Consider the following 20,059-nt stretch of genomic DNA (forward strand, 5'->3'; position numbering starts at 1 on the left):
TCAGGGCAGAGAGCGCCGTGGGCCTCGATCCGCCCTCCTGTGCGGGGAGAGCGGAAGTTCCAGCGGTCCGGGGTTTCCCCCGGTGTGCTGCACCGCACATTCTGGACTAGACCATTCTGCCGTGTCCATGGCCGTGCAGGCACAACACATACCGTACGCCGGTAGGCTCCAAGGTGTGCCCTCGATGAACGATCTCGTACGCCAGCACACCGCTCTGAGCGACTCCGACCTGGAGTGGCTGCACCTGCTGGTCTCGGAGTGGCAGCTGCTCTCCGACCTCTCCTTCGCCGACCTCGTCCTGTGGGTTCCCACCCTCGACGGCACGCGCTACGTGTCGGTCGCCCAGATGAGGCCCAACACCGGACCGACCTCCTACCAGGACGACATGGTCGGACATCTCGTTCCCCGGGGCCGCCGCCCGATGCTGGACTCCGCCCTGGACGAGGGCCGCATCGTGCGCGAGGGCGACCCGGAGTGGCGCGAGGAGGTGCCGGTGCGGGTCGAGTCCATCCCGGTCCGCCGGGAGGGCCGGGTGCTCGGGGTGATCGCCCGGAACACCAACCTGCTGACCGTGCGGACCCCCAGCCGGCTGGAACTCACCTACCTCCAAAGCGCCTCCGACCTGGCCCAGATGATCGCTGCCGGAACGTTTCCCTTCCCGGAGCAGCAGGTCGACATGGACGCCTCGCCGCGCGCCGGCGACGGACTGATCCGCCTCGACGCCGACGGCGTGGTCCAGTACGCCAGCCCCAACGCGCTCTCCGCCTACCACCGGCTCGGCCTCGCCGCCGACCTGGTGGGCCACCACCTCGGCCAGGCCACCGCCGAACTCGCCCCGGCCCGTGGCCCGGTGGACGAGGCGCTGGTCAAACTGGCCAGCGGCTGGGCCCCGCGGGAATTCGAGGTCGAGGGCAACGACGGGGTGATCCAATTGCGGGCCATTCCCCTCAAACCCAAGGGCACGCACATCGGTTCGCTGGTCCTGTTGCGCGATGTGACCGAACTCCGTCGCCGCGAACGGGAACTGATCACGAAAGACGCGACCATTCGGGAAATCCACCACCGGGTGAAGAACAATCTCCAGACCGTTGCCGCCCTGCTGCGGCTGCAGTCCCGCCGGATGGAATCCGAGCAGGGTCGCGAGGCACTCGACGAGGCCGTGCGCCGGGTCGGTTCGATCGCGATCGTCCACGAGACGCTTTCCCAGACGCTCGACGAGCGGGTGGAATTCGACGAGATCGCCGACCGGGTGCTGGCCATGGTCGCCGAGATCGCCCCGGGCAAGGTGACCACCCGCCGCACCGGACGCTTCGGCGTGCTGGACGCCGAGGTGGCCACCCCGCTGTCGATGGTGCTCACCGAGGTGCTCCAGAACGCCCTGGAACACGCCTTCGACCAGGAGCAGCACGGCACGGTCGAGGTCACCGCGGTCCGTGGCGGCAGCCGCACCGAGCCCCGACTGCTGGTCACCGTCCAGGACAACGGCCGCGGACTGCCCGAGGGATTCGACCCGCACCGCGCCGGAAACCTGGGGCTGCAGATCGTACGGACCCTGGTGGAAGGGGAGTTGGGCGGCACGTTCGACATGGTCCGCCGACCCGAGGGCGGCACCCAGGTGCTCCTCGACATCCCCGTGCGTGCAGAGAAGCAGCACTAGGTCCTGTCCGATGGGTCATGGCCGGGGGCCGCGGCGTCCGGCACGCCCCCCCGGCGCGCGGCACCACTCTCACCGCATCGGGTGAACGACGGGACGTCGCGGACCCGGTCTGGGGCCTGACGGCGGATCGGGGCCGGTTTCGCCGGAGAGGTCCGGAATCCGACCGGTCTCTGGAAGGCCGCCCCCCCAACAGCAACAAGCCCCGGACCGAAATCGGTCCGGGGCTCAAAGCTGTAGCGATGCGATAACGCCCGGGTCTCAGCTCCGGGTAGGCATCGAAGGTACTGCGCGCTGCGGCTCGGGGGCCACGGGGAGGCTGGCTCAGGCGCTGGCGTTGCGCGCCCGGTTGCGAGCTGCACGGCGCTTCATCGCGCGGCGCTCGTCCTCGCTCAGACCACCCCAGACGCCGGAGTCCTGGCCGGACTCAAGCGCCCACTGCAGGCACTGCTCCATGACGGGGCAGCGGCGGCAGACGGCCTTGGCTTCCTCGATCTGCAGCAGCGCGGGACCGGTGTTGCCGATGGGGAAGAAGAGCTCGGGGTCTTCTTCGCGGCAAACGGCGCGGTGACGCCAGTCCATGGCTGCTCCATCTCCTCGTGTGACGGGAACGTTGCTTGTGAATGTGAACGCTTTCACGAATCCCTCCACAAGGGAAGGGCCGGAGGCCAGTCAACGACTGGTGCGGTCCTGTGGGATGAGGAGGAGGATTCGGGCTCTCAAGGGGGCCGGTAGAGCGGCCGTCCCGATCGCCATGAAGAGACTCGCAAACCTCGGCGACGGATACAACCCCTTCCGGAAACTTTTTTTTGATTCCTTGGTGTCGCCTAGCTCACAGCCGTCATTCTAGGGGGTGGAGGCCAGCCTAAACGTTCGAGTGAAAGGACTTTAGGCCCTACTGCTCACACAATCACACGCAGTGCACGGCGAACGCCTGTGAACGTCACACTCGTCCGCAGTCCCAAGTGGTCACCGTCCATCTGAAACGGCAGGGGAACCTGCGAATGCAAGGTGAAGTCGGTGAGGTCGTGGAGTGAGAGAACGTGCTTGCCCCGTGGGCCGCGATCCGGTGTGGAGGTGAGGAGTTGGGACGCATAACGGGTCACCGCGGGCACCGAGAACTTGTCCAGCGCGAAGAGGTCCAGGGCGGTGTCGAAGGACGCCTCGGGGGAGGGGTAGATCGGGCGATTGCCCAGGTAGGACCAGGGCGCGGTGTTGCAGATTATGGACATCGTGAGGTTCTCGATGACCTCCGTGGTGCCCGGCTCCCCGCCCGGTCGCTCCAGCGTGATGGTGCCGCGCCGGCGATTGGCCTCGCCCATGAACTGCCGGACGACCTGGCGCACGTACAGCGCGTGGGTGGACCGCTTGCCGCGCTCGCGCTGCTGTTCGACCCGGCCGACCACGCCCGCGTCGAAGCCGAAGCCGGCGCAGAACGTGAACCAACGGGCCGGCACCCCCTCGTCCGGGCTGCCCGGCGTGCCCGCGGCCAGGCCCAGACCCACCGTGCGCTCGCTGCGGTCGCGCAGCGCGTCCAACAGGGCGCCGGTGGCCTCCACGACGTCGTTGGGCAGCCCCAGGGCCCGGGCGAAGACGTTGGTGGAGCCGCCGGGGACCACCGCGAGCCGGGGGTGCGAGTCCGGGTCGGGACCGGTCGTCAGCAGGCCGTTGACGACCTCGTTGACCGTGCCGTCGCCGCCGAGCGCCACCACCAGGTCGGTCTCCCCGCCCTCGGCGGCCTCCCGGGCCAGGTCGCGGGCGTGCCCGCGGTACTGCGTCTCGGCGACCTCCAGCTTGAGGTCGCTGGCCAGTGCGTGGGTGAGAACCTCACGGGTGCGGGCACTGGTGGTGGTAGCTGCGGGATTGACCACGAGAAGTGCGCGCATGTGCAGCAGCGTACCTACCTGCCGGTACTCCTCTCACTCCTGTCCAGGGTGCGGGCGGGCCCGATCCGGCAGGGGCCCGACGCTACCCTGCTGAGGTGACCAGTCAGCAGAAGCAGTCCCCGAAGCGAGTCGCGGGCACCCCCGCGGTGCCCGAGCCGGACGGCCCGCGGCCCACCCGGCTGAGCGCCGCCGCGGCGCTCACCGGCATCGAGGGGCTGGCCCTGGCCGCCCTCGGTGCGTACATGCTGATCAACGGCCTGGTCGGGGCGCCGGACAGTCCGCAGCAGGCGGAGATGGGCGGGGCGACGATCCTGGCGCTGGCGGTGCTGCCGCTGGTCGCCGCGCGGGGGCTGTGGCTGCGTCGGCGGTGGAGCCGGGGGCCGTCGCTGATCACCCAGATCGTGGCGCTGCCGGTCGCCTGGACGCTCGTCAAGGGCGGCGGTCTGCTGATCGCCGCCGGGGCCGCGCTGGCGGTGGCGGCACTGGTCGTGCTCGTCCTGCTGGTCAATCCGACGGCGACCGAGGCGCTGGGCATCGGTCCGCGCGAGGCGCCGTAGCCCGCGAGCGGCGGAGCGCGCGGGGCCCGCGGCGGAGGGGCCCGAGACGACGCGAGGCCCCGTAGGGGAGGGGCGAACGGATCCCGTAGGGGATGCCGGCGCCCCCTGCGGGGCCACAACGGGATGGGGCGGGGTGAGATTCCCGCCCCATCGGGATTTTCGGGGAGCGGTCGGGCTCGATCGGGGGTTTTCGGGGAGGGACCGGGCTCGACCGGGATTTTCCGGGGGAGAGACCGGGCTCGACGGATCGCGAGGCGGATTCCGAGAGGATCGAGGGGCGGCCCAAGGGCCCGAGGGGCGCCGGGTTCGGCGGGTGCGGAGGTCGACGGGGTCGCAGGTGTCGAGGATGCGGAGTTCCAGGGCCCCGGGGGATCGGGGCCTGGGTTCCGGGCCGGTGGTTGCCGGTTACTCCTCCACGAGGAGCTTGTCGCGCAGTTGGGCCAGGGTGCGGGCCAGCAGGCGGGAGACGTGCATCTGGGAGATGCCGACCTCCTGGGCGATCTGTGACTGGGTCATGTTGCCGAAGAACCGCAGCAGCAGGATCTTCTTCTCGCGCGGCGGCAGGTCCTCCAGCAGTGGCTTGAGGGACTCGCGGTACTCCACACCCTCCAGCGCCTCGTCCTCCGCGCCGAGGGTGTCGGCGACCGCCGGGGACTCGTCGTCGGTGTCCGGGACGTCCAGCGAGAGGGTGCTGTAGGCGTTCGCCGACTCCAGGCCCTCCAGGACCTCCTCCTCGGAGATCCCCAGGTGCTCGGCCAGCTCGTGGACCGTGGGCGCCCGGCCGTGCCGCTGGGACAGCTCGGCGGTCGCCGTGGTCAGCGACAGCCGCAGCTCCTGGAGACGGCGCGGGACCCGGACCGCCCAGCCCTTGTCGCGGAAGTGCCGCTTGATCTCCCCGACGACGGTGGGCGTGGCGTACGTGGAGAACTCCACCCCGCGCTCCGGGTCGAACCGGTCGACCGACTTGATCAGGCCGATGGTGGCGACCTGGGTCAGGTCGTCGAGCGGTTCGCCGCGGTTGCGGAACCGCCGGGCCAGGTGCTCGACCAGCGGCAGGTGCATGCGCACGAGGGTGTTGCGCAGCTCCGCGCGCTCCGGGGAGCCGTCCGGGAGCTTGCGCAGCTCGTAGAACATCGCCCGGGCGCCGCCGCGGTCGTGCGGATCCTCCGGTGCCGGGGAATGCCGCTCCTGGGGCCGGCCGCCGGTGGCCGGCGCTTCCTGCCGGTCCGCCTGTCGGCCCTGCTGCTCGCTGTGGTCCATGTGGTCCGCCCGCTCTGCCTGCTCCGCCGCGGCCAGCCGGCCGCCGTGGTCGTCCGCTCCCACCGGGTGCGGCCGGGCATGCTGCCCGGGGATGACCGCGCCCGCCGCCATCCTCGCGCCGCGTTCGAGATCTTTCACGGGGCCCCCTGTTCGGTCATGACGGTCCGGGACCGGCGCCGCGCTCCTTGTACAGACTGATGGTGACCGTACGGTCCTCGGCGACAGTGGAGTCGACCTTGCCGGCCAGTGCGGAGAGCACCGTCCAGGAGAACGTGTCGCGCTCGGGAGCGCGGCCATCGGTCGTCGGGGCCGACACCGTCACCTGCAGCGCGTCGTCGATGAGCTGGAAGACACAGCTGAGCACGCTGCCGGGGACGGCCTGTTGCAGCAGGATCGCGCAGGCTTCGTCGACCGCGATGCGCAGATCCTCGATTTCGTCGAGGGTGAAGTCCAAGCGGGCTGCGAGCCCGGCCGTGGCGGTACGCAGCACGGACAGGTAGGCACCCGCAGCGGGCAGACGGACTTCCACGAAGTCCTGAGTCCCGGGCTCGCCTGCGATCTGGGACACCCTCACCTCCAAGGTGGCACAAGCTGGTAGAGCTGGAATGCGTGATGAAGCTCTTGCGGTTCGCGTTTTCGCGTACTTCGGGGCATCCGTGCCGGGCGGCTCTCCCGCCAGGTGCTAAGGAGAACGATCCGGCGCGGCTCGTGGTTCGGCTGTGACGCTATCGCGATCCGCGGGCCGGTGTCGCCCAGAAGGAGCAGGGCAGCCGTCCGGAAGGCGACGGACGGCTCGCGGCGGAGCGTCTGTTACAGAGTGTAAAACCTCGGGCACGGACGGTGGTAGGGGTCTGGGGCGCCAAATCGAGGCTGATTACGCTCCGTTGGCAGGTGCGGTACCCGCCAGTGAGTGCAGCGCATCTCCAGTGAGCCGGAAGACCGTCCATTCGTCCATGGGCTCGGCGCCGATGGATCGGTAAAAACCAATGGTCGGTTCGTTCCAATCGAGGACCGACCACTCGAAACGTTCGTAGCCGCGGGCCACGCAGATCTGTGCGAGGGCCGCCAGCAATGCCTTGCCGTGACCGCCGCCGCGCGCCTCGGGGCGGACGTACAGGTCCTCCAGGTAGACACCGTGCGTGCCCGTCCACGTCGAGAAGTTCCGGAACCACAGGGCGAAGCCGACCGGCTCCCCGGCGTCCTCGGCGATCAGCGCGAAGGCGGCCGGCTGCGGACCGAACAGCGCCTCCTTCAGCTGCGGTTCGGTGGCCCGCGCGGCCTCGGGGACGCGCTCGTAGGCGGCCAGTTCGCCGATCATGGCGAGGATGACGGGGACATCGTCGGGCAGCGCTTCGCGGATCATGCCGCAAGGCTAGACCGGCGCCCCGGAACGCCCTGAGGGGGTCCGCCGCACGCCCCGGCCGGGCTCAGACCAGGACCTCGTCGACGAAGCACCAGCGCCACGAGGCGCCCGGTTCGAACGACCGCATCACCGGGTGGCCGGTCTCCTTGAAGTGCCCGGTGGCGTGGCGGTAGGGCGAGGAGTCGCAGCAGCCGACGTGCCCGCATTGCAGGCAGAGCCGCAGTTGCACCGGGTGGCTGCCGACGGCCAGGCACTCCAGGCAGGTCTCGCTCAGCGGCACCGGTTCGGCGCGCGGGAATTCGGGAACATGCGTGCACTCGCTCATGATGGCCAGGTTAGATCGCCGGGACGGCCGGTGGGGGATGAGCGTGGGGACGGTGCGGGCGTGGACGTGATGCCGCTGTTGCTGCTGGTCGCGGGCAGCGCGGGGGTCGCCGGGCTGGCGCGGCGCACCCCGGTGCCGGCGCCGCTGCTGCTGGTCGCCGTGGGGCTCGGGGCCTCCTACATCCCCGGCATCCCGGACTACACCCTCAACCCGCACATCGTGCTGCCGCTCCTGCTGCCCCCGCTGCTGCACACCGCCGCCCTGGACAGCTCCTACCTGGACCTGCGGGCCAATCTGCGGCCGGTGGCGCTGCTCTCCATCGGCTATGTGCTGTTCGCGACGCTGGCCGTCGGGTACGTGGCGTACCTGGTCATCCCGGACCTGCCGCTGACCGCCGCGCTGGTCCTGGGCGCCGTCGTCGCCCCGCCGGACGCCGTCGCGGCCACCGCGATCGCCCGCAGACTGGGCCTGCCGCACCGGATCACGACGATCCTCCAGGGCGAGTCGCTGGTCAACGACGCCACCGCGATCACCGCGTACAAGGTGGCGTTGGGCGCCGCCGTGGGAGCCAGCGCCTCCTGGGGCGCCGGCCTCCGGGAGTTCGCCGTGGCGTCCCTGGGCGGCATCGGGATCGGCCTGGTGCTGATGATGCCGCTGCACTGGCTGCGCTGCCGGCTGCGGGAATCGCCGCTCCTGGAGAACACCCTCTCCCTGCTCATCCCGTTCACCGCGTACGCCGCGGCCGAACAGGTCGGGGCCTCCGGGGTGCTGGCCGTCGTGGTCGTCGGCCTCTACCTGGGCCACCGCTCCTGGCAGGTCGACTTCGAGACCCGGCTCCAGGAGGAGGCGGTCTGGAAGATGGTCTCCTTCGTGCTGGAGTCCGCGGTCTTCGCGCTGATCGGACTCCAACTGCCGGTCGTGCTGCGCGGCCTGGGGGAGTTCAGCACGGCCCAGGCCCTCGGGTACGCGGCGGTGGTGTTCGGCGCCGTGGTGCTGGCGCGCTATCTGTGGGTCTTCCCCGCGACGTACCTGCCGCGGCTGCTGTCGGACCGGATCCGGACCCGCGAACCGGACACCACCTGGAACGCGCCGGTCATCGTCGGCTGGGCCGGGATGCGCGGGGTGGTCTCGCTGGCCATCGCCTTCTCCATCCCCGCGACGGTCCTGGACGGCGGCCCCTTCCCGGCCCGCAACCTCGTGCTGTTCCTGACCTTCACCACCGTCATCGGCACGCTGGTCGTCCAGGGGCTGACGCTGCCGCCGCTGATCCGGGCGCTGCGGCTGCCCGGCCGCGACGCCCAGGCCGAGACGCTGGCCGAAGCGCAGGCCCAGAACGAGGCGTCGCGGGCCGCCGAGGCCCGGCTCGACGCCCTGCTCCAGGACGAGCGGAACGCCCTGCCGGGGCCACTGGCCGACCGGTTGCGCACGGTCATGGAACGCCGCCGCAACGCGGTCTGGGAGCGGCTGGGCGCCGTCAACGAGCTGACCGGGGAGTCCGCCGACGACACCTACCGGCGACTGGCCCGGGAGATGATCGAGACCGAGCGGCGGGTCTTCGTCGAGCTGCGGGACGCCCGGCGCATCGACGACGAGATGATGCGGACGCTGCTGCGGCGGCTGGACCTGGAGGAGGCGGCGGCCTACCGGGAGGCCGAGGGCTGAGGCCGCGGGCTGGGGCCTGTCGGCGAGTCGGCCGGGCCCCGTCGGGCGGGCCTCAGGCAGTGCCGGTGACGACGGCGGCGACGGTGCTGCCGGGCGGGAAGGCGCCCCGCTCGGCCAGGGTGGCCAGGGCGAGCAGCAGCTTGGCGACGTAGACCCGTTCGACGGGCAGGCCGTGCCGCTCCTCGAAGGCGTCGGCGAACGCGTCGAGTTCGGGGGTGCGGCGGGCGTAGCCGCCGCAGTGGAAGTCCTCCGCCAGCGTCCAGTCGCCGCGGACGTCGCCGAAGGCCGCGCGCTGGAGGTCGGCGACCGTCCCGTGGAGGAAGTGCGGGCTGCCGCCCTTGAGGACCGGTATGCCCAGCGCGCGCTGGCCGGGGCCGAGGCCGGCGGCGAGCCCGGCCAAGGTGCCGCCGGTGCCGCAGGCCACCGCGACCGTGTCGGCCTGCCCGCGCAGCTCCCGGCCCAACTCCGTGCAGCCCTGTGCGGCGAGGGCGTTGCTGCCGCCCTCGGGTATGAGGCGGAAGGCGCCGAACCGCTCGTGGAGGGCGGCGAGCACCTCCGGGTCGGACGCGCGGCGGTAGGTCGCGCGGTCGACGAAGTGCAGTTCCATCCCGTCGGCGGCGCAGCGCGCCAGGGACCAGTTGAGCGGGGCGCCGGCGAGCTCGTCGCCGCGGACCACGCCGATGGTCGTGAAGCCGAGCAGCCGGCCCGCGGCGGCCGTGGCGCGCAGGTGGTTGGAGTACGCGCCGCCGAAGGTGAGCAGCGCACGGTCGCCGGCCTCGGTCGCGGCTCGGAGGTTGGGGGCCAGCTTGCGCCACTTGTTGCCCGGCAGGGCGGGGTGGATGAGGTCGTCGCGCTTGAGCACCAGCCGGACGCCGTGGCGGGTGAACCGCTCGTCGTCGACGGGCTGGAGGGGGGAGGGGAGGCGGGGGCGGAGGGCCTGGGGATCGGGGCTGGTCACGGGAGCGGGGAGGGGATGGGGAGGGGAAGGGGGACGGGGGTGCGGTAGTGGTGTGGCGTCAGCCCTGCAGGAAGCCGTCGCCGTGGGCGCTGATGTGGGCTTCGAGGGCGGTGAGGGCGCTCTGGGTGGCATCGGGGGTGCCACTGCCGCGGCGCTCCGCGTAATAGGCCGCGCCGAGCTTCCTCAGGAGGTCGTTGCCCGCGCGCTGCTGCTGCAACTCGTCGACCTTCTGCTTGCCCTGGGCCAGCCCCTGCTTGGCCTGCTCCTTGGCGCGGTCGAGAAACCCTGACATTGCTGCCTCCCTGGCGTACGGGCCGGTGCGACCCGGTCGGTGTCGGTTTCGTAAGGGATCAACGGCGGGGACGGCCGAACGGTTCCCGTGCCAGGCTGGGGGATGTGGGCGAGGAGCGCGACATGGGTGAGCCGGTTGGTGCAGCGGGGGCGGACTCCGGCCGGACCGTCCGGGGGACTTATCGGGAGCGGGCGTCGCGGCTGCCGGGGGCGGTGCTGTGGAGCACCACCACGCTGCCCGGGGCGGGGCCGGTGCTGCCCGACGGGTGCACGGACCTGATCTGGAGCGCGGGGCGGCTGCTGGTGGCCGGGCCGGACACCGGGCCGCAGCGCGTGGACGCCGCGGTGCCGGACGGCACGCGCTGGGTGGGGCTGCGGTTCGCGCCGGGGCAGGGGCCGGCGGTCTTCGGGGTGCCGGCCCATGAACTGCGCGACCGGCGGGTGCCGTTGGAGGACCTGTGGGGCGCCCGGCGGGCCCGCGAACTGGCGGAGCAGGCGGCGGTCGACGGCCCGGGGGCGGTGCTGGAGGAGGTCGCGCGGGACCGGTTGCGGGCGGCCGGGCGGTGGGCCGCCGGGGCCGGTGCGCGCGGTGAGCTGCCCGGGCGGGACGGGCGGACCGCGGCGTTGGTGACCGCGCTCGGGCGCGGCCGGCCGGTGGCGGAGGCCGCCCGGCTGGCCGGGCTGGGCGAACGGCAGCTGCACCGGCACAGCCTGGCGGTGTTCGGGTACGGACCGAAGACGCTGAGCCGGGTGCTGCGGCTGGTGCGGGCGCTGGATCTGGCCCGCGCCGGCGTCCCGTACGCCGAGGTCGCGGCGCGCGCCGGATACGCGGACCAGGCCCATTTGGCGCGCGAGGTGAAGTCACTTGCGGGGGCCGCGATGGGAGCGGTCCTCGGCGCGGGTTAGCGTGTCCGGTATGGACTACCAGGCCGTTCTTGAAGAGGTAGCGGCCTATGCGAGGCCGTTCGTGGGGCGCGGGCACGTCGCCGACTACATTCCGGCGTTGGCGGAGGTGTCCCCGGACCGCTTCGGGATCGCGATAGCGGACATCAACGGCGAGGTGTACGGGACCGGTGACTGGCAGGTCCCGTTCTCCGTGCAGTCGATCTCCAAGGCGTTCTCGCTGGCGCTGGTGATGGCCGGGTCCCATGGGGACGACGACATCTGGCAGCGGGTCGGGCGGGAGCCCTCGGGGACGCCGTTCAACTCCCTGGTGCAGCTGGAGTGGGAGAACGGGATTCCGAGGAATCCTTTCATCAACGCGGGCGCGCTGGTGGTGACGGACCGCCTGCTGACCATGACCGGTGACGCCAGCACCTCGATGCTGGAGTTCCTCCAGGCCGAGAGCGGCAATGCGGAGCTGGCGTTCGACCAGGCGGTGGCCGGTTCCGAGGCCGACCACGGGGACCGCAACGCGGCCCTGGCGCACTTCATGGCGTCGTTCGGGAATCTGGAGAACCCCGTGCCGAGCGTCATCGAGCACTACTTCTGGCAGTGCTCGATCGAGATGTCCTGCCGGGACCTGGCGGTGGCCGGCGGGTTCCTGGCCCGGCACGGGCTGCGGGCCGACGGGAGCCGGCTGCTGGAGGCGCGCGAGGCCAAGCGCATCAACGCGGTGATGCTGACCTGCGGCACGTACGACGCCGCCGGGGAGTTCGCCTACCGGGTGGGTCTGCCGGCGAAGAGCGGGGTGGGCGGCGGCATCGTGGCCGTGGTGCCGGGGCGGTGCACGCTGTGCGTGTGGAGCCCGGGGTTGGACGCGCGGGGCAACTCCGTGGCCGGGATGGCGGCGCTCGACCAGTTCACCACGCTCACCGGCTGGTCGGTCTTCTAGGGCGGGCCCCCGGGCGGGCCGATGGCCGCCCGGCCGGGTGGGCTGGCGTTGTGGGGTCGGGAGCGGCGGCGCATGGTGGGCGGTAGGAGGTGCACCTGCCATGGAGCATGAGATGCGCGCGGAGTATGCGGAGGGCGTGCTGCCGCACGAGGACACGCCGGTCAAGAAGTGGCACATGACCAGGGTGGGCGCGACCATCGCGATGTGCGGCCAGCCGCTGGCCCCGGCCGCCGTCACCCAATCGGCCGGCAAGTGGGGGACGGCCGAGGCGCAGCCGTTCTGCCGCACCTGCGGCGTGATGTACCTGGAGGAGCATCCGCAGGACACCGAATGACCGGGACGGCCGGCCGGGCCCGGCCCTAGGACAGCGGGGCGAAGAGGTCCACCCCGTGGCCGTCCGGGTCCTGGACGACGGCGTAGCGCTGGCCCCAGTCGGCGTCCCAGGGTGCCTTCCCACCCCGGTAGCCGGCGGCGGTGAGGTCCCTGTACACGGCGTCGACGTGGGCGGCGTCCGCGCAGGCGAAGGCCAGGCCGGTGGGGGCGCCGGCCGGAAGCGGCGCCCAGTCGGGGTCGAGTGAGCGGGCGGTCTCGTGGGTGTCCCACATCAGGCGGAGGCCGCCGGGGAGCGGTGCCTCGGCGTGCGGGGCGGTGTCGCTGCCGTCGGGGACGGTGAGGCCGAGCCGGCGGTAGAACGCCAGGGAAGCGGCCATGTCGGCCACCACCAGGCCGATCGCGTCGAGGCGGGGTACTACGGGTGGGGTGTTCATGGCCGCGAGCGTAGGAGCGGCGGCGGGGCGCCGTCTTGAAGAAATCGGACGCCGCCGGGCCGGGGCCGTCAGGGGATGTGGACGACCTGGCCGGCGTAGGAGAGGTTGCCGCCGAAGGCGAAGAGCAGCACCGGGGCGCCGGCCGGGACCTCGCGGCGCTCGACCAGCTTGGCCAGGGCGAGCGGGACCGAGGCGGCCGAGGTGTTGCCGGAGTCGACGACGTCCCGGGCGACGACGGCGTTGACCGCGCCGATGCGCTCCGCGACCGGCTCGATGATCCGCAGGTTGGCCTGGTGGAGGACGACGCCGGCCAGCTCCTCGGGGCGCAGGCCGGCCCGGTCGCAGACCTTGCGGGCGATGGCCGGGAGCCGGGTGGTCGCCCAGCGGTAGACGGTCTGGCCCTCCTGGGAGAAGCGGGCCGGGGTGCCCTCGATGCGGACGGCGTTGCCCATCTCCGGGACCGACCCCCACAGCACCGGGCTGATGCCGGGCTCGGGGGAGGCGGTGACCACCGCGGCCGCGGCGCCGTCGCCGACCAGGACGCAGGTGGAGCGGTCCGTCCAGTCCACCACGTCGGTGAACTTCTCCGCGCCGATGACCAGGGCGTTCGTCGCCGAGCCGGCTCGGATCGCGTGGTCGGCGGTGGCCAGCGCGTGGGTGAAGCCAGCACAGACGACGTTGATGTCCATCGTGGCCGGCGCGGCCAGGCCCAGGCGGGCCGCGACCCGGGCCGCGGTGTTGGGGCTGCGGTCGGTGGCGGTGCAGGTGGCGACCAGCACCAGGTCGATGTCCTTGGTGGCCAGGCCGGCGGCGGCCAGGGCCTTCTCGGCGGCCGCGGCGGCCATCGCGTCCACCGTCTCCTCCGGCGCCGCGACGTGCCGGGTGCGGATGCCGACGCGGCTGCGGATCCAGGCGTCGTCGGTGTCGACCATTCCGGCGAGCTCGTCGTTGGTCAGCACACGGGAGGGCTGGTAGTGGCCGAGGGCCAGGATGCGCGACCCGATCATGAGGTCCCCTGCGGTACGTGGAGCGGGCGGTACCCGCACAGTCTCGCCGCTCGCCGGCGCCGGAAGGATGTGCGAACCGCCAACGTTCGGCGCCGAGAACTGGAGGCTTCCGACGCGACCCGGCCCCGGCGGCGCGGTGCGCGGCCGGGGCCGGGACGGGCCGCGGGGGCTCACGCCAGGGCGCGGAACCGCCGCAGGCGCAGGCTGTTGCCGACCACGAAGACCGAGGAGAAGGCCATCGCGGCGCCGGCGATCATGGGGTTGAGCAGGCCCGCCGCGGCCAGCGGAAGTGCGGCGACGTTGTAGCCGAACGCCCAGAAGAGGTTGGCGCGGATGGTGCCGAGGGTGGCCCGGGCGAGCCGGATGGCGTCCGCCGCGGCGCGCAGATCGCCGCGGACGAGGGTGAGGTCGCCGGCCTCGATGGCGGCGTCGGTGCCGGTGCCCATCGCCAGACCGAGGTCGGCGCGGGCCAGCGCCGCGGCGTCGTTGACGCCGTCGCCGACCATGGCGACCGAGCGGCCCTCGGCCTGGAGGCGCTCGACGACGGCCACCTTGTCCTCGGGCAGGACCTCGGCGATCACCTCGTCGATGCCGACCTCCGCGGCGACCGACTCGGCGACCGCCCGGTTGTCGCCGGTCAGCAGGACCGGGGTCAGGCCCAGCGCGCGCAGCCGGCGGACCGCCTCGGCGCTGGTGGGCTTGACCGCGTCGGAGACCACCAGCACGGCGCGGGCCGCGCCGTCCCAGCCGACCACGACCGCGGTGTGCCCGGCCCGCTCGGCCGCGTCCTTGGCGGCGGCCAGCGCGGGCGGCAGCTGCTGGCCGCGGTCGTTGAGCAGTCGTTCCCGGCCGACCAGGACGGAGTGTCCCTCGACGGAGCCGCGGACGCCGAGGCCGGGGACGTTGGTGAAGCCCTCGGGTGCCGGCAGGGTGCCGGTCGGCTCGGCCTCCTGGGCGGCGGTGGCCAGGGCGCGGGCGATGGGGTGCTCGGAGGAGTGCTCCAGGGCGCCGGCCAGCCGCAGCGCCTGCGCGCGGGTCACCCCGTCGGCGAGGTGGACGCCGGTCAGGGTCATCACGCCGGTGGTGACGGTGCCGGTCTTGTCCAGGACGACGGTGTCGACGGCGCGGGTGGTCTCCAGCACCTCCGGCCCCTTGAGCAGGATGCCGAGCTGGGCGCCGCGGCCGGTGCCGACCATCAGCGCGGTCGGCGTCGCCAGGCCCAGCGCGCACGGGCAGGCGATGATCAGCACCGCGACCGCGGCGGTGAACGCGGCGACCGCGCCGTGGCCGGTGCCGAGCCAGAAGCCGAGGGTGGCCAGGGCCAGCGCGATGACGATCGGGACGAAGACGGCGGAGATCCGGTCGGCGAGCCGCTGGGCCGCCGCCTTGCCGTTCTGGGCGTCCTCCACCAGCCTGGCCATCCGGGCGAGCTGGGTGTCCGCGCCGATCCGGGTGGCCTCGACGACCAGCCGGCCGCCCGCGTTGACGGTGGCGCCGGTGACGGTGTCGCCGGGGGCGACCTCCACGGGGACGGACTCGCCGGTGAGCATCGAGGCGTCCACGGCGGAGGAGCCCTCCGCCACCCGGCCGTCGGTGGCGATCTTCTCGCCGGGCCGGACCACGAACCGGTCGCCCACCCGCAGCTCGCCGACGGGGACCCGGACCTCCTTGCCGGCGCGGAGCACCGCGACGTCCTTGGCACCCAGTTCGAGCAGGGCCCGCAGGGCCGCGCCGGCCTTCCGCTTGGCGCGGGCCTCGAAGTACCGGCCGGCCAGGATGAAGGTGGTGACGCCGGCCGCGGCCTCCAGGTAGATGGCGCCGCTGCCGTCGGTGCGGGCGATGGTCAGCTCGAAGGGGTGGGTCATGCCGGGCATCCCGGCCGTACCGAAGAACAGCGCCCACAGCGACCAGCCGAAGGCGGCGAGGGTGCCCATGGAGATCAGGGTGTCCATGGTGGCCGCCCCGTGCCGCAGGTTGGTCCAGGCGGCCCGGTGGAACGGCCACGCCCCGTAGGCCACCACGGGGGCGGCCAGGGTCAGCGACAGCCACTGCCAGTTGGTGAACTGGAGCGCCGGGACCATCGCCATCAGGATCACCGGCACGGAGAGCGCCAGGGAGACGAGCAGCCGCTGCCGCAGCGCGGCGAGCGGGCCGTCGGCCTCCTCCGCGGCCGGGCCGCGCTCGGCGCCGTCGGCGGGCGGTTTTGGGGCGGGCGGCGCGGGGACCGCGGCGGTGTAGCCGGTCTTCTCCACGGTGGCGATCAGGTCGGCGGTGCCCACGCCGCTGTCCTCCGCGAGCGTCACCTGCGCCTTCTCGGTGGCGTAGTTGACGGTGGCGGTGACCCCGTCCATGCGGTTGAGCTTCTTCTCGATGCGGGCCGCGCACGAGGCGCAGGTCATACCGCCGATCTCCAGCTCGACTACGGGCCCATCGATCGCGGTGGTCATGACGGCTGCTCCTCCTGTTCGCGGGGCCGTGCGGCACCGGTGGCGGCCGGCGTCCCGTCCACCCTCCGCCGACCCCATCGACACTTTACCCCCCTGGGGTATTTCCGGAAGGGGATTCCGGCGTGGCTTCCGTCTCGGTGGCGCCGCCCGCCCGCGTCATCCGGCCACCCATCTCGCGCACATATCCGGCCAGCTCGGCCGGCTCGTGCACGGTGAACTCCCGGCCCAGCAGCGCCAGCCGCAGCGCCAGCCACTCCAGCGAGTCGGGTGCGCTGTGCCAGCGGCAGCTGCCCTCGTCGAGCGGCTCGACCCGGCCCGCCGCCGGGCCGCCGAGCCGGGCCGCCGAGCCGGGCCGCCACCTCCTCGGCCGGCCCGTGGACCGTCGCCACCGCCCGATAGGTCGCCGCCATGCCGCGCATCCGCTCCCGGACGTACGCCCCGGCGTCGGCGGCCGGCAGCTCGCGCGGCGCGGTCCGCGCACCGGTGGCGAACGGCTCGCTCAGCCGGTCCACCCGGAAGATCCGCCAGTCGTCGCGGTCGTTGTCGAACGCCACCAGGTACCAGCGGCGGCCCGCCGCCACCAGCCGGTGCGGCTCCACCAGGCGCCGGCTGAGGTCGCCCGCGCCGGCGCGGTAGCGGAAGCGCACCCGCTCGTGGTTGGCGATCGCCGCGGCCAGCACCGCCAGGTGCTCCGGGTCGACGGTGGGGCCGTCGCCGGCCGGCATCGGGACGGTCGCCGTGCCCAGCGTGGCCACCCGCCGCCGCAGCCGGGCCGGCAGCACCTGCTCCAGTTTGGCCAGCGCCCGGACCGACGCCTCCTCGATGCCCGCGATGGTGTGCCCGGCCGTCGAGCGCAGGCCCACCGCGATGGCCACCGCCTCCTCGTCGTCCAGCAGCAGCGGCGGCATGGCGGTGCCCGCGGCCAGCCGGTAGCCGCCCTCGGCGCCCATCGTGGCGTGCACCGGATAGCCCAGCTCGCGCAGCCGCTCGATGTCGCGGCGGATGGTCCGGGTGGTCACCCGCAGCCGGTCGGCGAGCTCCCGCCCCGGCCATTCGCGGGGCGTCTGGAGCAGCGACAGCAGGTTCAGCAGACGTGCCGATGTCTCACTCATGGGGACGATGATGGCCGAGGGAGTAGGACGGGAGTTGTCCTAGACGGTGCCTAGTGTCGGGGACGTCCGGGGCGGTGCGCGCCGTCAGCGCAGCGCGTGCCGCCCCGGACGTCCCCCTTCCGCTCGTCCACGGCACCACCAGGAGTTCCCGCATGTCCCCGTCCGATCCGACCCCCGCCGCACCGGTGGGCGACGCGCCCGCGTCCGCCGACCGCAGACGGTGGATAGCCCTCGCCGTCGTCCTGACGGCCAGCTTCATGGATTTGGTCGACGCGACGATCGTCAACATCGCCCTGCCCAACATCCAGCAGGACACCGGTGCAGACTTCGGCGCCCTGCAGTGGATCACCGCCGGATACGCGCTGGCCTTCGCCATCGGCCTGATCACCGGCGGCCGGCTCGGCGACATCCACGGCCGCAAGAAGCTCTTCCTGCTCGGCATGGGCGGCTTCACCGTCGCCTCGGCACTGTGCGGCCTGGCCGCGGACCCGGCGATGCTGGTCGCCGCGCGGGTGCTCCAGGGCGCGATGGCGGCGCTGATGGTGCCGCAGGTGCTGGCGATCATCCACGTCAGCTTCCCGGCCCACGAGCGCGGCAAGGTCTTCGGGATGTTCGGCGCGGTGGTCGGCCTGGGCGCGGTCTGCGGCCCGCTGATCGGCGCCCTGCTCACCCAGGGGAACCTCTTCGGCCTGGAGTGGCGGCCGATCTTCCTGATCAACCTCCCGGTCGGCCTGGTCGGGATCCTGCTCGGCCGCCGCTTCCTCACCGAGTCCCGGTCGGACACCGCGCTCCGCCTCGACCTGGTCGGCACCGCGCTGCTCACCGTCGGCCTGCTGCTGGTGCTCTACCCGCTCACCCACGGCCGCGAGGCCGGCTGGCCCGTCTGGGGCTTCGTCGCCATGGCGGCCGGGCCGCTGGTCCTCGCCGGCTTCGTCCGCTACGAGCGGCACAAGGCCCGCAAGGACGGCTCGCCGCTGGTCGAGCTCTCGCTGTTCCGGATCACGACCTTCGCGGCGGGCGTCGGCGTCCAGCTCCTCTTCGGCGCGGTCAGCGGACTGTTCTTCCTCATCTGGACGCTCTACATGCAGCTCGGGCTGGGCTGGGGGCCGCTGCACGCGGGGCTGACCGGTCTGCCGTTCTCGCTGGCCTGCTCCGCCGCGGCCGGCCTGTCGGTGCAGAAGCTGGTGCCCCGGTTCGGCCGCGCGGTGCTCCAGGCCGGTGCGCTGATCATGCTCGTCGGCGCCCTGCTCTACCTCTGGCAGGCCGACCACTACGGCACCGCCATGCAGTCCTGGCAGATGGCCCCGGCAATGGTCCTGATGGGCGCCGGCATGGGGCTGATCGTCGCGCCGATCACCGACGCGGTGCTCTCCGAGGTGCCGGTCCGGCACTCCGGCTCGGCTTCCGGCATCTTCAACACCACCGGCCAGGTGGGCATGGCGCTGGGCCTGGCGCTGTCGTCGGTGGCGTTCTTCGGCGCGGTGGACGGGCCGGGACGCGCGGGCTTCGTGGCCGCCACCACGCACGCCCTGTGGTGGATCGCCGGCGGGCTGGTGCTCGTCCTCGGCCTGCTGTTCCGGCTGCCCCGGCGGGCCCGTGCCGGCGGCCCGACCCAGGAGGAGCCGGGGACGCCCGCCGAGGCGGCGCCCGACCCGGTCGCGGTCGACCAGCCGGCGCTCGTTCCCTGACGGACACGCGGGGCGCACGCCCGGGGCGTGCGGGCAAACGGACGGCACGGCGCGGCCCACGACAGGGTGCGGAGTCCGCAAAATCGAGCCCCGGCCGTACCCCCCGCGCGCCCCCACGGGCGATACTTGCCGGGTGTCGATGATCAGCAACCTCCGCAAAGCCGCCCGGCTGCCGCAGCCGCGCCAGGGCGGGGTGGACCTCAGCCACCCGGCCCGCTCGCCGCTCGGTACGGCCGTGGTGAACTGCGCGGTCTATGTGGCGGGCGCGCGCCAGGACGGCCACCAGCCGGCGCAGGAGGCGATCCGGCAGGTCCGGGAGACCGGTGACGGCTTTGTGTGGATCGGTCTGCACGAGCCGTCCGAGGTGGAGTTCGCCGGCATCGTCGAGCTGTTCGGGCTGCACCCGCTCGCCGTCGAGGACGCCGTCCACGCCCACCAGCGCCCCAAGCTGGAGCACTACGACGACTCGCTGTTCACCGTCTTCAAGACCGTCCGCTACGTCGAACACGACCAGCTCACCGACACCAGCGAGGTCGTCGACACCGGCGAGATCATGGTCTTCACCGGCGTCGACTTCGTGATCACGGTGCGGCACGGCGGCCACGGTTCGCTGGGCCCGCTGCGCGAGCAGCTGGAGCGCGACCCGGAGCAGCTCGCGCTCGGCCCGTCCGCGGTGCTGCACGCCATCGCCGACCTCGTCGTGGACGACTACCTCGACGTCGCCGCCGCCGTCCAGGACGACATCGACGACGTCGAGAGCGAGGTCTTCTCGGTCCGCGGCAGCCGCGGCGCCGACCGGATCTACCAGCTCAAGCGCGAACTGCTGGAATTCAAGCGGGCGGTGACCCCGCTGGACCGTCCCCTCCAGGAGCTGGCGACCCGTTCGCTGCAGTTCATCGACCCCCGGATCAAGACCTACTTCCGGGACGTCGCGGACCACCTCGACCAGGTCCGCGAGCGGATCACCGGCTTCGACGAACTGCTCAACTCGATACTCCAGGCACATCTCGCCCAGGTCGCCAACGCCCAGAACGACGCGATGCGCCGGATGTCCGCCTGGGCGGCGATCCTGGCCGTCCCCACCATGGTCACCGGCGTCTACGGCATGAACTTCGAGTACATGCCGGAGAAGAGCTGGACCTTCGGCTATCCACTGGTGATGGTCGTGATGGTGGCGATCTGCGGGCTGATGCACCGCGGATTCAAGCGGAACGGCTGGCTGTAACGCCGTTACGGGGCCGGACGCGG

The 20,059-nt window shown here is 72.7% G+C and carries 19 protein-coding genes and 1 pseudogene; 8 read left to right on the plus strand and 12 right to left on the minus strand.

Annotated elements, in window-relative coordinates; all coding sequences use genetic code 11:
- The first annotated feature begins 184 nt into the window (after window positions 1-184).
- Window positions 185-1,657 carry a sensor histidine kinase gene (locus JNO44_RS28225; protein ID WP_067347060.1) on the plus strand — a complete coding sequence of 491 codons (1,473 nt, stop codon included), beginning with the start codon at window positions 185-187 and terminating at the stop codon, window positions 1,655-1,657.
- Window positions 1,658-1,978: 321 nt separating this feature from the next.
- Here JNO44_RS28225 and JNO44_RS28230 read toward each other — a convergent pair whose 3' ends face one another.
- Both JNO44_RS28230 and JNO44_RS28235 read right to left on the minus strand, forming a co-directional pair.
- The gene (locus JNO44_RS28230) at window positions 1,979-2,236 is read right to left on the minus strand and encodes a WhiB family transcriptional regulator (RefSeq protein ID WP_003983230.1); all 258 of its coding nucleotides are present in this window, start codon (window positions 2,234-2,236) and stop codon (window positions 1,979-1,981) included.
- A 320-nt stretch (window positions 2,237-2,556) separates the two neighbouring features.
- Window positions 2,557-3,540 carry a diacylglycerol/lipid kinase family protein gene (locus JNO44_RS28235; RefSeq protein WP_205366614.1) on the minus strand — a complete coding sequence of 328 codons (984 nt, stop codon included), beginning with the start codon at window positions 3,538-3,540 and terminating at the stop codon, window positions 2,557-2,559.
- Between the two features lie 95 nt (window positions 3,541-3,635).
- Between JNO44_RS28235 and JNO44_RS28240 the strand changes: the two genes are divergently transcribed.
- Window positions 3,636-4,097: a hypothetical protein gene (locus JNO44_RS28240; protein WP_205366615.1), complete on the plus strand. Its 462-nt coding sequence runs from the start codon at window positions 3,636-3,638 to the stop codon at window positions 4,095-4,097.
- A 405-nt stretch (window positions 4,098-4,502) separates the two neighbouring features.
- On the opposite strand, the gene JNO44_RS28245 is transcribed toward JNO44_RS28240, so the two are convergent.
- The 4 genes from JNO44_RS28245 to JNO44_RS28260 form a co-directional block, all read right to left on the minus strand.
- Window positions 4,503-5,468, minus strand: a complete 966-nt coding sequence (locus JNO44_RS28245; protein WP_205370662.1) for an RNA polymerase sigma factor SigF — start codon at window positions 5,466-5,468, stop codon at window positions 4,503-4,505.
- A gap of 43 nt (window positions 5,469-5,511) precedes the next feature.
- Complete coding sequence (locus JNO44_RS28250) at window positions 5,512-5,925, minus strand: ATP-binding protein (protein WP_039632890.1); 414 nt, start codon at window positions 5,923-5,925, stop codon at window positions 5,512-5,514.
- 306 nt (window positions 5,926-6,231) lie between these two features.
- Window positions 6,232-6,720, minus strand: coding sequence for a GNAT family N-acetyltransferase (locus JNO44_RS28255; RefSeq protein WP_205366616.1), 489 nt, complete (start codon window positions 6,718-6,720; stop codon window positions 6,232-6,234).
- Window positions 6,721-6,784: 64 nt separating this feature from the next.
- Window positions 6,785-7,045 (minus strand): UBP-type zinc finger domain-containing protein, encoded by a 261-nt coding sequence (locus tag JNO44_RS28260; protein ID WP_205366617.1) that lies wholly within the window; start codon window positions 7,043-7,045, stop codon window positions 6,785-6,787.
- A 60-nt stretch (window positions 7,046-7,105) separates the two neighbouring features.
- Between JNO44_RS28260 and JNO44_RS28265 the strand changes: the two genes are divergently transcribed.
- Window positions 7,106-8,707: a Na+/H+ antiporter gene (locus JNO44_RS28265; RefSeq protein ID WP_205366618.1), complete on the plus strand. Its 1,602-nt coding sequence runs from the start codon at window positions 7,106-7,108 to the stop codon at window positions 8,705-8,707.
- A gap of 52 nt (window positions 8,708-8,759) precedes the next feature.
- Here the strand turns inward: JNO44_RS28265 and JNO44_RS28270 are convergent, their stop codons facing one another.
- The gene (locus JNO44_RS28270; protein ID WP_240167687.1) at window positions 8,760-9,665 is read right to left on the minus strand and encodes a 1-aminocyclopropane-1-carboxylate deaminase/D-cysteine desulfhydrase; all 906 of its coding nucleotides are present in this window, start codon (window positions 9,663-9,665) and stop codon (window positions 8,760-8,762) included.
- Between the two features lie 58 nt (window positions 9,666-9,723).
- On the minus strand, window positions 9,724-9,957 hold the full coding sequence (locus JNO44_RS28275) for a hypothetical protein (protein ID WP_205366620.1): 234 nt from the start codon (window positions 9,955-9,957) through the stop codon (window positions 9,724-9,726).
- Window positions 9,958-10,079: 122 nt separating this feature from the next.
- On the opposite strand from JNO44_RS28275, the gene JNO44_RS28280 reads away from it, so the two are divergent.
- From JNO44_RS28280 to JNO44_RS28290, 3 genes are all read left to right on the plus strand, one after another.
- Window positions 10,080-10,862, plus strand: coding sequence for a helix-turn-helix domain-containing protein (locus JNO44_RS28280; protein WP_205366621.1), 783 nt, complete (start codon window positions 10,080-10,082; stop codon window positions 10,860-10,862).
- A 10-nt stretch (window positions 10,863-10,872) separates the two neighbouring features.
- Complete coding sequence (locus JNO44_RS28285; RefSeq protein ID WP_205366622.1) at window positions 10,873-11,790, plus strand: glutaminase; 918 nt, start codon at window positions 10,873-10,875, stop codon at window positions 11,788-11,790.
- Window positions 11,791-11,890: 100 nt separating this feature from the next.
- Complete coding sequence (locus JNO44_RS28290) at window positions 11,891-12,124, plus strand: hypothetical protein (RefSeq protein WP_067347041.1); 234 nt, start codon at window positions 11,891-11,893, stop codon at window positions 12,122-12,124.
- A gap of 25 nt (window positions 12,125-12,149) precedes the next feature.
- Here the strand turns inward: JNO44_RS28290 and JNO44_RS28295 are convergent, their stop codons facing one another.
- The 4 genes and pseudogenes from JNO44_RS28295 to JNO44_RS28310 all read right to left on the minus strand — a co-directional run bounded on the left by JNO44_RS28295 (window position 12,150) and on the right by JNO44_RS28310 (window position 17,123).
- Window positions 12,150-12,557 carry a VOC family protein gene (locus tag JNO44_RS28295; RefSeq protein ID WP_205366623.1) on the minus strand — a complete coding sequence of 136 codons (408 nt, stop codon included), beginning with the start codon at window positions 12,555-12,557 and terminating at the stop codon, window positions 12,150-12,152.
- A 68-nt stretch (window positions 12,558-12,625) separates the two neighbouring features.
- Window positions 12,626-13,564, minus strand: coding sequence for a beta-ketoacyl-ACP synthase III (locus JNO44_RS28300; protein WP_205366624.1), 939 nt, complete (start codon window positions 13,562-13,564; stop codon window positions 12,626-12,628).
- A gap of 170 nt (window positions 13,565-13,734) precedes the next feature.
- Window positions 13,735-16,011: a heavy metal translocating P-type ATPase gene (locus tag JNO44_RS28305; RefSeq protein ID WP_205366625.1), complete on the minus strand. Its 2,277-nt coding sequence runs from the start codon at window positions 16,009-16,011 to the stop codon at window positions 13,735-13,737.
- Between the two features lie 85 nt (window positions 16,012-16,096).
- Window positions 16,097-17,123, minus strand: a pseudogene (locus JNO44_RS28310) (helix-turn-helix transcriptional regulator).
- Between the two features lie 152 nt (window positions 17,124-17,275).
- On the opposite strand from JNO44_RS28310, the gene JNO44_RS28315 reads away from it, so the two are divergent.
- Together JNO44_RS28315 and corA are read left to right on the plus strand one after the other, a co-directional pair.
- On the plus strand, window positions 17,276-18,811 hold the full coding sequence (locus JNO44_RS28315; RefSeq protein ID WP_205366626.1) for an MFS transporter: 1,536 nt from the start codon (window positions 17,276-17,278) through the stop codon (window positions 18,809-18,811).
- A 139-nt stretch (window positions 18,812-18,950) separates the two neighbouring features.
- Window positions 18,951-20,036, plus strand: a complete 1,086-nt coding sequence (gene corA / locus JNO44_RS28320) for a magnesium/cobalt transporter CorA (protein ID WP_205370664.1) — start codon at window positions 18,951-18,953, stop codon at window positions 20,034-20,036.
- The last annotated feature ends 23 nt before the right edge of the window (window positions 20,037-20,059 follow it).

The organism is Streptomyces noursei, assembly GCF_016917755.1.
In the GTDB taxonomy this organism is placed as follows: domain Bacteria; phylum Actinomycetota; class Actinomycetes; order Streptomycetales; family Streptomycetaceae; genus Streptomyces; species Streptomyces yunnanensis.

Excerpts from the sequence above, each read along its gene's own strand:
- JNO44_RS28260 (WP_205366617.1), bottom strand. The coding sequence starts at position 7,045 with ATGAGCGAGTGCACGCATGTTCCCGAATTCCCGCGCGCCGAACCGGTG.
- JNO44_RS28225 (WP_067347060.1), top strand. The coding sequence starts at position 185 with ATGAACGATCTCGTACGCCAGCACACCGCTCTGAGCGACTCCGACCTG.
- JNO44_RS28290 (WP_067347041.1), top strand. The coding sequence starts at position 11,891 with ATGGAGCATGAGATGCGCGCGGAGTATGCGGAGGGCGTGCTGCCGCAC.
- JNO44_RS28295 (WP_205366623.1), bottom strand. The coding sequence starts at position 12,557 with ATGAACACCCCACCCGTAGTACCCCGCCTCGACGCGATCGGCCTGGTG.
- JNO44_RS28315 (WP_205366626.1), top strand. The coding sequence starts at position 17,276 with ATGTCCCCGTCCGATCCGACCCCCGCCGCACCGGTGGGCGACGCGCCC.
- JNO44_RS28235 (WP_205366614.1), bottom strand. The coding sequence starts at position 3,540 with ATGCGCGCACTTCTCGTGGTCAATCCCGCAGCTACCACCACCAGTGCC.
- JNO44_RS28280 (WP_205366621.1), top strand. The coding sequence starts at position 10,080 with ATGGGTGAGCCGGTTGGTGCAGCGGGGGCGGACTCCGGCCGGACCGTC.
- JNO44_RS28275 (WP_205366620.1), bottom strand. The coding sequence starts at position 9,957 with ATGTCAGGGTTTCTCGACCGCGCCAAGGAGCAGGCCAAGCAGGGGCTG.
- JNO44_RS28305 (WP_205366625.1), bottom strand. The coding sequence starts at position 16,011 with ATGACCACCGCGATCGATGGGCCCGTAGTCGAGCTGGAGATCGGCGGT.
- JNO44_RS28245 (WP_205370662.1), bottom strand. The coding sequence starts at position 5,468 with ATGGCGGCGGGCGCGGTCATCCCCGGGCAGCATGCCCGGCCGCACCCG.
- JNO44_RS28230 (WP_003983230.1), bottom strand. The coding sequence starts at position 2,236 with ATGGACTGGCGTCACCGCGCCGTTTGCCGCGAAGAAGACCCCGAGCTC.
- JNO44_RS28255 (WP_205366616.1), bottom strand. The coding sequence starts at position 6,720 with ATGATCCGCGAAGCGCTGCCCGACGATGTCCCCGTCATCCTCGCCATG.
- JNO44_RS28285 (WP_205366622.1), top strand. The coding sequence starts at position 10,873 with ATGGACTACCAGGCCGTTCTTGAAGAGGTAGCGGCCTATGCGAGGCCG.
- corA (WP_205370664.1), top strand. The coding sequence starts at position 18,951 with ATGATCAGCAACCTCCGCAAAGCCGCCCGGCTGCCGCAGCCGCGCCAG.
- JNO44_RS28300 (WP_205366624.1), bottom strand. The coding sequence starts at position 13,564 with ATGATCGGGTCGCGCATCCTGGCCCTCGGCCACTACCAGCCCTCCCGT.